The following is a 14,917-nucleotide window of genomic DNA, read 5'->3' as shown; positions in this document are numbered from 1 at the left end:
TCTTTGGTATTCTGCAACACTTGTTCTTTGGTGTACTGGTGCCTGTTAGCATTGGCTTTGACGTGTGTGGAATCGGTGACAAGAACACGCCCACCCACCATTCGGTGAGAGATCGCCTGCAGCACAATTTCATCGAAGATATCTTGAAAGATCGTGGTGTCTTTAAAGCGAGTGCGACGATTCCAGCTAATCGTCGTATGGTCTGGAACTTTATCCGTTAAACCCAGCCCCAGGAACCAGCGATAAGCCAGGTTCGTCTGAATTTCACGCTCGAGTTGCCGTTCTGAGCGAATGCCATAGAAATAGCCGAGAAAGATCATTTTAAACAACACGGTAGGATCAATGGCAGGACGCCCGTTGTCCGCACAATACAGCGGGCTTACCTTCTCATGAATAAAGGAGAAGTCTATATATGTATCCACTTTACGAAGCAGATGATCTTGTGGTACCAGTTCTTCCAGAGAAACCAATTCAAAAGATTGTTGTTTGTCTTGATGAGGTCGCAGCATATCAACACCGTCCGTTCTACAATAGTTACCTATATTATATAACATTAACGCGGTGTCGTCTTAAATAAAATGAACATAAAAAAAGCTGTCGAGAAACCCCCTGTTTTTTTGCAGGGGGTTTAAAACTGTCTTAGTGGTCTAAAAACTAGGGTCCTCAGATCGTTTTAAATCGATTTTTGTTTTAAAAGATGCGTCTCCCCATATAAAAATAGAATTGTCGAAAAGTCCTCTGGACTTTCTCGACACTCTGAAGGCTCCTTAGGAGCCTTATTTACTTGTTGCTAAACATATTTAACGCTCTTCACTTTGGGCGCTATGCTTAGTTACATGAATAAAAGGATATTCACCTTTGCTTATTTTACGTTTCCACTCTTGTATCATGTCTTCTTGGGTAGGCGGTTTCTCATTCACGATTGCTCCTGTAGTTACTTTAGCCATGGTTTACCCTCTCTTGGTGGTTTTAGTTATTGCGTCTTTATCTTTACTCCAGTCATTTTGATGTTACCATCCATTTCTACCAAACTCGTTTTACATTTTAAACCGATAGCATCCTTCGCGGTGACTTGTATTGTGTTACCCGCATTGAATACTAAGTTTCCATCAGCCTTAACACGTATGTCCTTTTTACTCCGCAGTTCAATTCCATGGTCATCCAGCAGTCGAATCACCACTTCATCGTCATTCCCCGTGATTAAAATTTCATTTTTCTCAAATATAATGGCTTTGCGGTACTTGGTCATAAAGATCTTCGTCGATGGGTCCTTAATAAAGTCGCCCCCTTTGGATCTTTTGCGGATCGAGTGAGTTACAATGGCGTCTTTTTCTTTAGCGGTTGGAAAGTAGATATCTACAAAGTCAAACAGCTCCGGCATGCAGTACCATCCCGTATTCCCTTCCGATGTATAAAATGTAGCCGTTGGAAAAGCGCAGGTTTCCTTGACGTTAGGCTTGACCTTGTCCATTTCATAAAAGAAAACATTCACATGGTCCTGCTCGATTCCAATAACCTTCGATTTTAACGAGATGCCACGAATACTCTCATTTACAATCAAATCCTGTTTCATTCCATCCGATGTGGTCAGCACATATTCATGCCACAAGACACTATGGCGTATAAACGCAACAGACTGCAGGACGTATAAGGTTTTCCCTTTGAATTTGACCTCTGCGCCAATATGCAGCAGAACATCTTTGGCCCCTGTCGTTTGTATTTTGTAATACAAAAGGTTGTCTTCCTTGCTGGCCCCTGGCTTGGTTTTTCTGGTCATCGAGTAGTTATACTGTTTGAGCTCACCTTGATTGACACCATCCGGTAATCCAAAATAAAACTGAGGTTTTTCACCAATCGGATCAGGTATTAGTCCCCAACCAAGCCGAGACGCTATACGTTTTAGAAATGACCAGTCCGTTTCGTCGAATTGCATCGTAAATTCCTGTAGAAGCTGATCTTTTAAGCGGCTCGTACAATTCGCTTTGGGATATGATTTGAGTACATGTTCAAGCAATGCCTGCACCTTCATCTTCACATTTTGAAAGGATTGTCTATGAGGTATTTCATCCATCTGGCATGTATAAGATAGAGCTTCGACAACCAAATGAGCTACATTGGATACCATCTTGATTCTGAACTGCGTGACTAATCCCCTAAATAATACAATCTGCTTCTGATCATCATTCACATAAGAAACGACTAACTTAGCCCCTGCCTCCATATGATCTGTATACTCTTCCATTTGGGCACCCGTTAACACACCTGTCAAAAAGACCTTCACATGCTCATTCATTTTCTGTACAACTTTAACTTTTGGATTTTTAAGAGATAAAACTGTTCCATTATACTTGATGATTGGATATCCCATGTTACCACTCCTCTATGTCGGTTAGTTTACGTTTATCCGTTGTTTGCTTACGTATTGAATGACATCTTTAATGGTTTGATTATGCCCCTGATCGTTGAGAGCCTCATCTAATGTAGGAATCGTGGTAAAAGTTTTATTTTTCTTCTGAAAATATATGTCCGCTATAGGGAATGGCTTTGCACCATCTGGTCCAGAGCCCGTTTCATAATAAGCAATAATGATAACGTCTTTTAATCCATCCTTATTTACATCCTTGAAGGCCACTGCTTCTACGCCTTCATCAGCATACCACCATTCATTCCCATATAAATCTGGAAATGAATATATAACTCGCTCTCGATCATCTAATAGAAAAAAGTAGTTTTTGGGAATTTCATCTTTCTTTGCTTGAGTCGATACAAACCTTACTTTCCCAAAGCCTTCGAGAGTAGTTTGAAAAGACTGTGACTCTTCAATTTCATACTGGTCGGTATCCAATCTCTCTTCATTTACAACGGTAGCTGGCTGATCAACGACAGAACTTAGCTCAGTCCATAGTTCTTTATTTTGCTTAATATTATCTGGAATCTGTGCAAGACGAATTTCATATTCCGCATGGTCCCCTACTGCATGAGCCACAGGGATACTAATACCTAATGAATCACTTGTGAGGTAACTAAACGATTCCATTTCTGCTTCCGCAGGCGAACCTTTGGTTACATCCGCGTTTGCTAACAATTGAATCAAATCATCTTTTGTGAAATCACTGATTAATCCTTGTTGCTCCGGCTGGACAGCTGTAATCTTCCCGCTTTTTATAAGCTCAATAAAAGATTTCTCGACCTTTACCAGATCCCTCAATTTTATTCTTGAAGTCTGCTTCATATCCAGGTTCGTCGTATAAAACATATGACTAGGATAGGCTGCGTCCTTCACATAACGAACACCCGTATATTGAACACTCAAGAATTGTTCACTTTGTCGTTTGATCTCATAATCAATTTCAACATGGACTCCAGAATTGGAATCCGCATAGTTTTGTAATCCTTCTAAAGCATCAGTCTTAAGAATTTGGTTTAAATATTTTTGCTTTGCAATATCCTTGAGTTTTGTAATTTGAGGGTATTTAATAATGATCCCATGTTCTGAATATTTCTCTTGAATGAGTTCATAGCTTGGCTGATTATCCCGAACATCATTACCTTTATTGTTTTCAACGTGAATTGAACTTACATCTTTTGACACTTTTCCGCACGAGGCCATTATCATTAACACAAGTATAATAAATGCTATTTTTTTATAATGAATTCTAATCAAGAGCTTTCCCTCATCTCACAACGTTAAGAATAAATCCTTAAAATTCATTTGAAAATATTCTCGCATTTCTTGTAATACATTTCTCTATCTTTTAATCCATTGTACCCGCCATTAACTTTTTTAGTAATTTGCCTTACTGTTGCACCTTTGTCACACAGAGCATTCATATTATGCTGCTCCCACCAAAATCCTGCGCTTGTCCAAGGATAATGTTCTGCAACATATTCCACACCTTCCATAACTCTAGGATCATTTAAAGCAGTAGATAGTTTTTGATAATTGTGTCGTCCTGTTAATTGAATGTATCCCCCACCTTTATACTTAGGGCCATCACCTTTATAAATATTGCCCAAATCCTTTCTCCCTTCGTATTTCTTGCCACTTGCAATTTCTTTTGTATAGCGACCGCCAGCGGATTCATGACTACATTGACTTATAAAATGTCTTATTCTAGCCGGTGTTGTGATATTGTATCTTTCCAAACAATTGTTCAGATCGGTTATCATAGCTTTACTTATTTTAATCCAACCAAGTTGTTCTAGTTGTTTCACACTAACATATTGCTTTGATTCGTTTACGGCTGGGACTTCTTTGACTTCCGATTTATTAGATTTCACTTCCTTATCTATTGGCGGCGCCTTCTCTGTGGTATCGATCAGTCCCAACTTCTCACGAATGGCTTGTCCCGCCTTCTCAGCAGCCAACCTTTCCCTGATATCTCCGCTTGCCTCCGCAGTCATCCAACGAACGGTTTCTTTTTGCATTTGCTCTTGAGCCCATTTGGGGAACGTAGCCATTTCACGTAATTTGCTTCGCAGCCCCTCTGCCAGCTTTTGCGCTTTGCGCATGCCGACCTCGTCGCCATTTACTTGAGCAATATACCAATCTTCTTTGTATTTACGCAGCCAGGTTTGGCCCCAGTCGGGGTAATTTAGTTTTTGTTTTTTCTGTTCTGCTGCAAGATCAAAAGCCTTTGCTTTCCTGTGCGCATTAGCGGTTGTTAAAGCTTTCAACATAGGTGTTGCACCAAACGTTGGTTCTTTCCACTTCATATGCCTTCTCCTTTGTTAGGGATGCTTAGAAGAATCGTATCTCCGACATGCAGGTATCGTGATATTTGGTTCCTCGCTCTACGGCCTCAATCGTTATTTTCACAAAAGAGGTGTGGATGGGGTTATCAAGAAATGGGTTACTTATAAAATCATTATCTATTATTAAAGTCTGTCCATTTGAAAACTCTAATTTCATTCGTTTAACTCTATTATTTGCTTGGAAAGCATTAGATGACTTAGCTAAACCATTGATAAGCTCGAAACTCTTCAATTCTTGCACAGAACCAAAATCAATCTTGATCCACTCTCCAATCCCGTCTCCCTTAACCCCTTCACACCAGGCTGTGCTCGCATCTCCATCCATAAGATTTTGGGCAGCATAGGAGTTCCCTGCTTGATCTGGAAGTGTAGAAGAGGCAGTGATTTTCCGTGCCGGGATATTTTTTCGATATTTCATTAAATCCGTTGTTGTTTGTATCCATTGTGTAGGGGACACGTTATAGCCTATCCTGTGAAATAGATTGGAGTATTTTATAGGCAGACCTGTTTGGATGTTTCGTTGTTGCATTTCACCCTTTGAATTCACATAAGCAACCCTGTGGTTATCCAAGGTTATAACAGGGTTCTTAGAGAATTCTGCCAACACCCTCTTCTTTCCGTCATCTAAGTTCAACATGCACCACTTTTCGTCATCATAGGAACGGTAAACTATCTTATTATTATAAAGCCACTGATAAACCTTCATTGCCTTGGTCACTGTGATTCGTTGAACCTCTTTATTCGCCATCAGATCAAAAATATATAGAGTACCATTATCTTCAATACATAATTTTGAACTATCAGGAGAAAACACACTATATCCAATAGATTCTTCCGAACCAGTATAGTTGGAAACAGCTATTTTTTGAGTGACTCGTCCCTGAATATTGTATTGAAAAAAATCTCCATTATTGGTGTACACACATTTACTTAAATCCGGTGATATTACAACGTATTCCCTATCAGGTATATTAAATTCATACAACTTTTTATATGTGGATAAGTCATAAATAAAAATGGCACTGTAATCTATCATATGTGTATATCTGCTCAGTGCTATAGTCCTGCCGTCACTAGAAAATCGCATTATTTCCAGCTCACTTCTAGGGAAATCCTCTTTCTCACTTGCGTACAACCGATCAATAATATCAGTTGTATCAATAAACGTATTGCCTGTAGGATCATCCATATCAGCGAGATACTCGATAGGCATGTTTTCATTTTCCGCTTCAAAGAGCAACCAATTTACAGCCCTTTTTGTTGGAAGAGGTTTCTTGGACTGAGAGACAGGAGCATAAGTTTCATTCCGCCCCTGTCCTACTTTTTGCCCCTCATTCGATTGTATACACCCGCATAGCATGGAAAAGATCATGACCAATATCGTAATTTTACTTATCCATGCCGCAGTTTTTTTTCGTTTTCTACTGTTCATCACAATAACTTCAGCTCACCTATACATGTATTTGGGAAGTCCGCGCCTTTTTTCACTTCCAGGATGGTAATCTTGACGAAAGATGTTTGTATGGGTTCATCAAATTTGAAACGTGTGTCATTGTTCTCAAGCACTAATGATTGTCCATCCGAGAAATCAAGTTTCATTCTTTGGATTGTATTCATGTCTAAATACTTATTATTAACCCACATGAAGTTATCGGTTATATCTATACCTCTCACCTCTTGAGTTGAACCCAAATCTATAGTTACCGTTTCCCCTACTCCGCCCCCCTTGGTCCCTTCACACCAAGAGGTTGAATAATTTCCATCCGTTAAATTGTCCACACTTAAAGAACGAATACCCTGATTAGGTAACGTAGAAGAGGCAGTAATTCTTTTCACTTTAACCTTGTTGCTATACTTCATATAATTGGTTTTTGCTTCGATCCACTGTATTGGAGCCGTGCGTATTCCTTGGTTTTTAGTAAAAGAGGATATATCCTCCTTTCTTCCATCGCTCAGATGAACCAGATACATTTTTGAAGCTTCGTATTCTGCGGACAGCGCCAATTTTTGATCAGGGGATAGTATAAATGGTGCCGTACTTTTAGTTATCCACCTTTTTTCTCCGCTCTCTATATCAAATGAATAGACAACATCTTTTGTGTAATTGTCGTCCTCTTCAGAAATTGTATAAATTAATTTATCTTCTTGATCCCATTGCAAAAGCGAAACCATAGACCCTGCAAGTAAACGTTTTGCTCCACTAATACCGGACAGATTCAGCATGATGATACCTGGTTGGTCATTTTCCTCAAAACAGAATCTAGTGCCATCTGGAGAAAATAATCCTGAACTAATGATACCTAAATCTATTTTACGTTTCCCAAGGTCTATTTTTGTCGTTTTCCTCTCTACTGCATCATATAAATACACTTGCCCATTCAACTCATAAAGATATTTACTTAAATCAGGAGAGACTACAGGGTAAGACGTTGAAGGCAGTTCAAACTCGGACTCTTTTTTTCCTGAGTTCAGATCATATACCTCAAGAATGTGTTTTTCGTCCCCTTCTTCCACATCAGAGATTGTCCTTACGATCGCCATTCGACTTCCATCATTTAACACTCTACTGACAGTTACTTGGGAGCCGCGATATTTTATTCGCTCTTCTTTAGTTTGCATCGCATCTACCAAGTCATCGATTCGTATATAGGTCTTCCCTGTAGGATCATCTAAATTGGTCAAAAATTGAGTCGGATATGGGTCTTCTTCTCCATTTAAAAGCCACCGTGCTTCTTTTTCAGTAACATTTCTATTATCTTGTGTGACCCTGTGTGATGATATTTCTTGGGGGTGAGGAGACGGGACAGCTTCCTCTCCTTTAAAACCACTACATGCTGATATAATGGCTACAAAACTAACAATCAGTATGATTTTTATAAAATTCACTTTCTTACCACTTCCTCTTCCGTTCTCAATTAAAGCCTACCTAGCTAAACGGGGCAGTACTTTTTTCTCCTGAGAGAATACCTTGGAATCAAATATTATTATGATGTTTAAGCTATTACTTACTTTCTTATTTATAATTGATTGAGCCATCATTTTGTATAATACGTCTAACTGCGATAACGTTTGAATATATAAGACCATAACCTTTTCCCCAATTTGTGTTTAATTTATCTATTGTTACATTATGAGATGGCTTGTGATCCTTTTTCATTTCGGCAAGATTTTCTGCTTGACCATGCTCGTGAATGAACTTTCCATCTCCCACATATATTCCTACATGATCTACTTTGAATTTGGTTTTCCCCCCACTCCCCCAATCAAATAAGATTAAGTCACCTAACTTCAGATTTTTATAATCTCCACTGGATCGCAAACTTTTGTAGTCAACCTCTGTCCCCCGAAGGATTTGATCTCCTGTATTACCGCCTATATGCACATTTAATATGGTCAAGTACACGGAGGAACTAAAATCAGAGCAGTCCATATATTCAGGAGGGTTGTTGGGATCAAGCTTCATCGTTCTGATTTTAGTATCCTTACAGTAAGGAATCTTGCCTAAAAACTTCTTAGCGAATTCCACAATTGCTTTCCTTTTCTCCTCGGCAGAACTGTTGGATGGTGTAGGCTTTGGTTCCTCCTTCGTTGGCTTTTCAGGAGTAGTCGACGGCTTCTTGCCCGGTTCCGTTTTCGTTGTTGTCGTCGTTGTTGGAACAGTCGGCGTTGTAGCCTTGCTAACCTTAGGCCATGGAAGAATGCCATTGGATACTTGATGCAGGTACACTGCGAGCACATCACGACCATAGCCCTTATTCTCCAGACCGTATTTTTTCGCAAAGTCATGCAGTGCGGCGTTAAGCTCCTTATCCCAATCGCCTGTAGCTGGAAGCTTGTACGAGAAGCTGTCTGGATACTTCTTGGCAAGCTTGTTCAAATTCTCCCTGGCAAGCTGGCTGTTCACGCCATACTTACTTCGCAGAGCAGCCGCTTCCTTGGCTAGAGCCTTTTGATCAGCAACGGTCAGCTTATGGGCTGCATCTGAATATTGCCCGGACAGCTCCTCCAGCCGATTCGCATCCAGATAGGATTTGGCTGAATGCCCACGAATCAGCTCGTTGATTAGCACATTGTCACGCAGCTGGTTCGCGAGAAGATGCATCTGTTTTTGCTTGGCTTTGTCGTTGGCTCCATGCGCTTCCCACCACTGGGACGTGTATTCATGCATTTGCGCTCTGGCCCAGGCAGGCATACGATCTATTTCTGCCACCTGCTGACGCAATTGCTTGGCCTTGGCTGCTGCTTCCTTGGCCCCCTTTTTGTCCCCGGCTGCCACGGCCTTGTAGTAGTCCGTTTTATATTGAAGCAGCAAGTCCTGTACCCATTGCGGATATCCCTTCCCTTTCAATTCTTGAACTAGGGATTTATAGGCTTTCAGTTCTGCATCAGGCACCTGATTTTTCATGAGCTTACTAGCCTTGATATGAAGCGTTCCATCGGTTCGGATATAGCTGCTTTTGCACGTCAGAGATATTTCGCGAGTAGCGGTCATTTGTACCTTTTTGCCATGCAGCACCAGGTCTGTATCGGCGTGAAATGTAAGATCGTGATGACTATAGACGTGAATACCGGAAGCTGGATTCAAGCGCACAAGTATCTTTTCTTTTTGAGTGGAAAGTGCCACTTCTTTGTCGTCGAATCTCGCCACTTTTTGAGTTTTGGTATGAAATAGCTTTCTTGACGGCTTGCTGATTTCATCTCCTTTGTAGTCTCTCTTACGCAGAGATTGGACTACACGAGCTTCCTTTTCTTTGTTAGATGGAAAATACAAATGGACATGATCCCCTAGCTCAGGCATGCAATGCCAACCAATTCCATCCCCGGTATACATGGTGGCGTATGAAAACCAGCACCCCTCAACTTTGGACTGCATAGAATCCACGGACAAGTGAAGTTTAACGGATTCGTTTTCACCATCTAACTCTATGACTTTCCCTTCAATAGAGGTACCTTTGATTAACGGGTTATGTATAACCTCCCTCGGAATGCCTGCTCCCGGAACGAGAACGTAGCCATATGTCATAATGCCTTGCTTCATCTCTGCATGAATCTGATCAATAACCCAATGCTTTCGTTGAAACATGACGACCTCTCCAAGTTCAAACCGTTTCGTATCCTCCATTTCAGCATATGTATACTGGGGACCTGACTTTGTTTTTTGGAGGGAAAAATTAATGCTACGCAATTCACCTTTCACTTGTTCTTTTGAGGTACCTAACCATAGTCTTGGGAACACAGATGTAATCTCGGCAATCAGTCCAGTTTGCAGATGAGAGGCCATTCTTTTTAGAAACTCCCAATCACTCTCCCCGTACTGAATAGTAAAGCCGCCCAGCTTTTGATCACTGTCCGTCAGGTCAATAAAATCCCCGTGTGGATAGGCATCTATAAGTTCGCGGAACAGTTGATAATACGTCAAGTTGCTGTTTTGAAACGAACGGTTTTTCCGTTGTTGATCTAATAAATATGTAAAAGACGCAGCCTCAAGGTACATGTGATATACGCCATTTTTGAATGCAATTCTAATATTGGTGACGATTCCTTTAAAGATGCTAACTGTCCCTCGGTCTTCATCCGTCTCATATACCTCTAGCACATCTTCATCGTAAGCTAATCCATCATACTTTGCATGATCCTCATCCGGTATGAGAGCAGTGATGTACACCTTGCCGTGATCATTTATCTTCTGTGTCAATTCAAAATCAAGTAGCCGGATAATTTCATACGGTGCATTCACTCTAATATTTCCATAAGTCAGCATAGTTCCTGCCAGTCCCATCTTACTCCCCCCGTTTGCTTTTCATATGATGCAAATCCTACATTCTATTAACTATTCCTGCCCATCTGTCGTGAATGAAATTTTGCCGCACCACATGCATAAATTCGTGGAGCAGCTCATAAGAGCCGGAGATTGATCTACGTATACATCCTTTTTTCCATTCAACCAAGGCATAGAAACGCTCGGTTTGCAGGGCTGCGGAATGATTTTCCCGGAATTTCCTTTGTTAGCAGAAGAGACTGCAGGATTATGCATACTACGGCACATTCCGAATGCAGGGATATGCGTCTGTGGATGAAAATCCTCAATATTCCCCTGCAATTTATCGCCAATGCTAATTCCCCTGTTAGCTGAAACACTAAATCTTCCCGTATGACTTCCATAGCTACAATGTATCTGTGCCCCATCCACTACATAGCTCTCACTCATTCTTGGACTCTCCTTTGTATAGATGGCCCCTCTGTATCGACCTTTTGTAATTTCAAGCCTGCCAGATTGAACTTCAAAATACATTCAGCCACATCAAGATCTACAATGATATGATGATCGTCATCCTGAACCTTGAATATTTTATGATTCTCCACTGCATATTCATCTAGAATGATTTTCTTCAGCGTACCGTCCCTATGATATTCACTACGTGGTGATAAACACATCAGGCTAGGCGGATTTGCCAGCCAATACCTTGTTTGCTGCATTCGCTGCATATCGGCAAAAACAACCAACTTCCAGCTTAATCCGGATTGATATATATCAAAGATTTCCTTTAGTTGTTCCGAAACGATGGATACCGGATGCTCTATAAAATCAATATAGTCCGCATCACCTGATACATAAAATTGTAAAATAGATTCTTCATCGGCACATGATGAGCCTTCTGCCCATTCCAACAACTGCCTGCGATTTGTCTCTACTGGATACATATACTCCGTAATACGATTATCCTGTTGAATCATGTAGTACTCCATAAGCTGTTGAATACACCACCTCACTGATTCCTTTATACTCCCCTATTCTTACTTCCAAATCGCCCTCACATTTCAAGGCCTTGAATTCAGGTAAATGTACAGCTTGCTGAATAGCACCCTTCGCTAATTTCAGAATATATTGATGGAATTCCCCTGTAGCCTGGAGTACAAATCGCTCCACATCAGGCTGAAAAATCTTATTCATATAGGGTTTTCGAAGCTGATTCAATTCATCCTCCAATTCTGCTAAAAAGCTGAATGCCCAGCCTGCATCATAGATTCCATAACAAGGTTGAGGATCAAAGAACCAATTTTTATCATAGGCTTCGACGACATAGTTATAGTTACGATCCATCAGATACGTGCGCCTCATAGAATAGGTAATGTATCCGATCCTCGTCTTGGCCACTTCTGCAGAATGGGCTTGCAGGCAGATCGATTGAAAGGATTGAATAAAGGAAGATATGAGCTCATCTTTTCTTTGTTCATACAAAGACGCTGCCTGATGTAATTTCTGGTTCAATACATCTTCTGCATAGGTCTTAAGGAAGTGTTGTAGGGCTTCCTGTCTATTCATAATTCCACCTCTGAACCTATTATATAGAATATTTACATGATATTACTGGTTCTATCCTCATATTTTATTACACAATTTTCATATCATGAGATTACATATGAATTTATGAAAACAGAATGAAAATAATCATATTTTTTCGTGAATGTGTAATAATATATGCGAAAATTCTCCAAGAAAGGCCAGCATTAGACCTAAGAAATGAAGGTTTGTGCAAGCGAATAGGTAAATCGAAGTAGAAGACTCAGGTTTGTAATGAAATAATCATGTATAATTAATGATACGCTCCAAAAACACATTCAGAGGATCGGGAATGGGATACACAAACTGCTAAAGTTTTTGGATAACCACCACTTTGCATAAGGATTGGAGATACATGACTACTTCACCTACAGGTTTTTATAATAGTATTCAAGAGGCTACCGCGCATGTCATTGATGTGTTGAGTGATATTTTGCATGTAAATACCATTTTTATTGCCGCTAATGATGGGATTACGAATGTAATCGTTGATTCATTTAACCGGGAAGAGATACTCGTTAAGAAAGGGGATGTGCTCCCTTTTGAGCTTAGCTATTGCAGTCTGGTGTTGGACCATCCTGCGGATCACCTCACGATTTCAGAAACGACTATTCACCCGCACACATGTGATTTAGATGTGACTAAAACCATGGGAAACCACTCATTTACAGGAATCCCCATTCGCATGAAAAATGGACAGGCTTACGGAACCATTTGTATCTTGGACGCGCCATCTGTACATTTGACAGAATCCGAATTGAAGGCCCTACAGGCTATGGCTGTATTTCTGGGTTATGTGGTGGAACTGGAGAAAGAAAAGATAGATGCTGAGATCTCTGCCCTGAGCAAGCTGGATTTGATCTCTTCCCTGAGTAATAAAATTCGGTTTTCGCTAACCGAAATATGGGGAGCCACCGACCTCATGCTGACGACGGAGTTAACAGAGGAACAACAGCAATATATGAGCATCATGGAGTCGAGCAGTCGCTCGCTTATGACGTTGTTGAGTAATATTTTGGATTACAGCAATATAGAGTCCAGACAGATCGATGATATTGAAGATCCGTTTGATCTGAGAACGATGATGGAAAATGTATTGAGTCTGTATACAGAGGTAGCAGCGCGACGGAATCTAGAGTTGAAGCTCGACTGGAATCTCACCAGCTCGCCTATTTTTATCGGGGATGAGGCTAAAATTCGCCGTATGCTGATTAATTTGGTAGATAATGCAGTAAAGTTTACAAGCACAGGAGCTGTCATCTTATCTGCAACCGCCCAATCCGTGACCGATGCACCTGAGGTTGAACTGGAATTAAAGGTGAAGGATACTGGGATCGGTATATCTCCTAACAAACTGAAATTGTGGCTTGAGCATGACCGTGGGAACTCCCCCTCATATGGCAATCCAGGATTGGGTTGGCAGATTACCAAACATCTATTAAAACGAATGAATGGTAAAATAACTGGGATCAGTGAACCTGGTAGCGGGACAGAAATAACGCTCCAGTTCACTCTGAAAACATACCAGGAGTCAGCATGAAATAGAAACTAGCTTGGGATAATTATAGGACACATCATGTAATAGAAGCCCGTGACGCATAACGTCACGGGCTTTATGTTATGAGTACGTGTCACTAGGCAATATTATCACCCTATGCCGCACGTTTGTGCATAGTCAGACTTAGTAACGTTTGGGAGCAGCCAGCTTGGCCAAATCCGCCATATACGTAAAAAAGGCTTCTGGATCTGTATCGTATACCAGGTTCACAGGACGTCCCTCTGCCTGTTCCACCGTTCTGCCCTGACTTGGACCTTCTGCGATAACGCTGCAATGCACCGTCTTTTTCTTGACAATGTCCGGGCGTCCTACGGATGCAGTGGTCAGTACATCCCACAAGTAGTAGGTTGAGTTCGTTTCGCTATAGACGAGCGGCGGACATCCAGCATAGCAATTACCCAAGAAATCCACGCCTTCATATCGGCGCTCGGCCGCCCAACGATTGCGTACTGCTGGAGTTAATGGCACTTTGCTTGTGCTTTCCAGCGCTACCAGATCAATCGTGATGCCGCTTTGCCACACCCGATATGCCGCTTCTGGGTCCCAGAACACATTCCACTCTGCTGTGCCGTCATGCTCCGGCTCCTCCACATTCCCTTTTTCAAAGGTGCCGCCCATCCATACCAGCTTTTCAATCTTTGCTTCAATATCCGGTGCTTCATCCAGCGCCCGCGCCAGATCGGTTAGCGGTCCAGTGAATAGCAACAGCGTCTTACCTTCAGCTCCGCGTACCTTTTCGATCAGATGCTGATGAGCTGGCAGGGATGAAAGCGGTGCTTCCATTCGCCCCGATTCATTCAGTACCGGTAATGCATCCACATAGAAGGAATGTAAACGCCAAGCAGCAGGAAACGGATTTTTACCGCGTGAATTAGACTTTGCGACTTCCACAGGCCCTTTATTTTGTCCAAAACGATCAATAATTTTACGGCTGGCATCCGTTGCAGGCTCCAGGTAACCATCTGCTGGAATCACCGATACTCCGGTCAAATGAATCTGTTCCATCTGAAGCAACATAAACAGGGATACTAGATCATCCACTCCACCATCATGATTAAAATAAACGTTTGTCTGACTCATCTGTCTCTTCCTTCCTTTATCCCCGTAAAACAGGCTTGTTCTTATCGGCAACCACCCTTCATTATGCCTGATCGCTTCACAGGAGTAAATGTGCGATAGTGTGTGGATCAGGGATTTTTTGCTTACTCCATGCTTAAGATAGGTAGAAATGTGTGTAATAACAGGGTAGAATCATGGGTCCT

General features: G+C 41.4%; 13 protein-coding genes. 1 reads left to right on the top strand and 12 read right to left on the bottom strand.

Going from position 1 to position 14,917, the window contains the following annotated elements; genetic code table 11:
• The 11 genes from NLX78_RS06560 to NLX78_RS06510 form a co-directional block, all read right to left on the bottom strand.
• On the bottom strand, positions 1-509 hold a 509-nt coding region (locus NLX78_RS06560), incomplete at its 3' end, for a transposase (protein WP_254349943.1).
• Positions 510-800: 291 nt separating this feature from the next.
• Positions 801-947 (bottom strand): hypothetical protein, encoded by a 147-nt coding sequence (locus NLX78_RS06555; protein WP_165177926.1) that lies wholly within the window; start codon positions 945-947, stop codon positions 801-803.
• A 26-nt stretch (positions 948-973) separates the two neighbouring features.
• Positions 974-2,368: a phage late control D family protein gene (locus tag NLX78_RS06550; RefSeq protein WP_254349942.1), complete on the bottom strand. Its 1,395-nt coding sequence runs from the start codon at positions 2,366-2,368 to the stop codon at positions 974-976.
• 21 nt (positions 2,369-2,389) lie between these two features.
• The gene (locus tag NLX78_RS06545; RefSeq protein WP_254349941.1) at positions 2,390-3,664 is read right to left on the bottom strand and encodes a DUF4163 domain-containing protein; all 1,275 of its coding nucleotides are present in this window, start codon (positions 3,662-3,664) and stop codon (positions 2,390-2,392) included.
• A gap of 44 nt (positions 3,665-3,708) precedes the next feature.
• Positions 3,709-4,716, bottom strand: coding sequence for a glycoside hydrolase family 19 protein (locus NLX78_RS06540; RefSeq protein WP_254349940.1), 1,008 nt, complete (start codon positions 4,714-4,716; stop codon positions 3,709-3,711).
• A 25-nt stretch (positions 4,717-4,741) separates the two neighbouring features.
• Positions 4,742-6,187: an NADase-type glycan-binding domain-containing protein gene (locus NLX78_RS06535; RefSeq protein ID WP_254349939.1), complete on the bottom strand. Its 1,446-nt coding sequence runs from the start codon at positions 6,185-6,187 to the stop codon at positions 4,742-4,744.
• Complete coding sequence (locus NLX78_RS06530; protein WP_254349938.1) at positions 6,187-7,641, bottom strand: NADase-type glycan-binding domain-containing protein; 1,455 nt, start codon at positions 7,639-7,641, stop codon at positions 6,187-6,189. The genes NLX78_RS06535 and NLX78_RS06530 overlap by 1 nt, the downstream gene beginning before the upstream one ends.
• A 127-nt stretch (positions 7,642-7,768) precedes the next feature.
• Positions 7,769-10,534: an NlpC/P60 family protein gene (locus NLX78_RS06525; protein ID WP_254349937.1), complete on the bottom strand. Its 2,766-nt coding sequence runs from the start codon at positions 10,532-10,534 to the stop codon at positions 7,769-7,771.
• A 51-nt stretch (positions 10,535-10,585) separates the two neighbouring features.
• On the bottom strand, positions 10,586-10,963 hold the full coding sequence (locus NLX78_RS06520) for a DUF4280 domain-containing protein (protein ID WP_254349936.1): 378 nt from the start codon (positions 10,961-10,963) through the stop codon (positions 10,586-10,588).
• Entirely contained in the window at positions 10,960-11,490 is a 531-nt protein-coding gene (locus NLX78_RS06515; protein WP_254349935.1) for a hypothetical protein, read from the bottom strand. Before NLX78_RS06515 ends, NLX78_RS06520 begins: the two co-directional genes overlap by 4 nt.
• Complete coding sequence (locus NLX78_RS06510) at positions 11,474-12,079, bottom strand: hypothetical protein (RefSeq protein WP_254349934.1); 606 nt, start codon at positions 12,077-12,079, stop codon at positions 11,474-11,476. The genes NLX78_RS06515 and NLX78_RS06510 overlap by 17 nt, the downstream gene beginning before the upstream one ends.
• Before the next feature lie 373 nt (positions 12,080-12,452).
• On the opposite strand from NLX78_RS06510, the gene NLX78_RS06505 reads away from it, so the two are divergent.
• Positions 12,453-13,637 (top strand): sensor histidine kinase, encoded by a 1,185-nt coding sequence (locus NLX78_RS06505; protein ID WP_254349933.1) that lies wholly within the window; start codon positions 12,453-12,455, stop codon positions 13,635-13,637.
• Positions 13,638-13,778: 141 nt separating this feature from the next.
• Here NLX78_RS06505 and NLX78_RS06500 read toward each other — a convergent pair whose 3' ends face one another.
• On the bottom strand, positions 13,779-14,735 hold the full coding sequence (locus NLX78_RS06500; RefSeq protein WP_039271744.1) for a nucleoside hydrolase: 957 nt from the start codon (positions 14,733-14,735) through the stop codon (positions 13,779-13,781).
• Positions 14,736-14,917: the final 182 nt, after the last annotated feature.

Origin of the sequence: Paenibacillus sp. Lou8.1 (assembly GCF_024213565.1) — a bacterium.
In the GTDB taxonomy this organism is placed as follows: domain Bacteria; phylum Bacillota; class Bacilli; order Paenibacillales; family Paenibacillaceae; genus Paenibacillus; species Paenibacillus polymyxa_B.
This window is presented reverse-complemented; position numbering and strand designations above follow the sequence as displayed.

Bases quoted from the DNA above. Each gene is read 5' to 3' on its own strand.
- NLX78_RS06555 (WP_165177926.1), bottom strand. From the start codon at position 947: ATGGCTAAAGTAACTACAGGAGCAATCGTGAATGAGAAACCGCCTACC.
- NLX78_RS06520 (WP_254349936.1), bottom strand. From the start codon at position 10,963: ATGAGTGAGAGCTATGTAGTGGATGGGGCACAGATACATTGTAGCTAT.
- NLX78_RS06535 (WP_254349939.1), bottom strand. From the start codon at position 6,187: ATGAACAGTAGAAAACGAAAAAAAACTGCGGCATGGATAAGTAAAATT.
- NLX78_RS06505 (WP_254349933.1), top strand. From the start codon at position 12,453: ATGACTACTTCACCTACAGGTTTTTATAATAGTATTCAAGAGGCTACC.
- NLX78_RS06540 (WP_254349940.1), bottom strand. From the start codon at position 4,716: ATGAAGTGGAAAGAACCAACGTTTGGTGCAACACCTATGTTGAAAGCT.
- NLX78_RS06550 (WP_254349942.1), bottom strand. From the start codon at position 2,368: ATGGGATATCCAATCATCAAGTATAATGGAACAGTTTTATCTCTTAAA.
- NLX78_RS06500 (WP_039271744.1), bottom strand. From the start codon at position 14,735: ATGAGTCAGACAAACGTTTATTTTAATCATGATGGTGGAGTGGATGAT.
- NLX78_RS06510 (WP_254349934.1), bottom strand. From the start codon at position 12,079: ATGAATAGACAGGAAGCCCTACAACACTTCCTTAAGACCTATGCAGAA.
- NLX78_RS06515 (WP_254349935.1), bottom strand. From the start codon at position 11,490: ATGATTCAACAGGATAATCGTATTACGGAGTATATGTATCCAGTAGAG.
- NLX78_RS06525 (WP_254349937.1), bottom strand. From the start codon at position 10,534: ATGGGACTGGCAGGAACTATGCTGACTTATGGAAATATTAGAGTGAAT.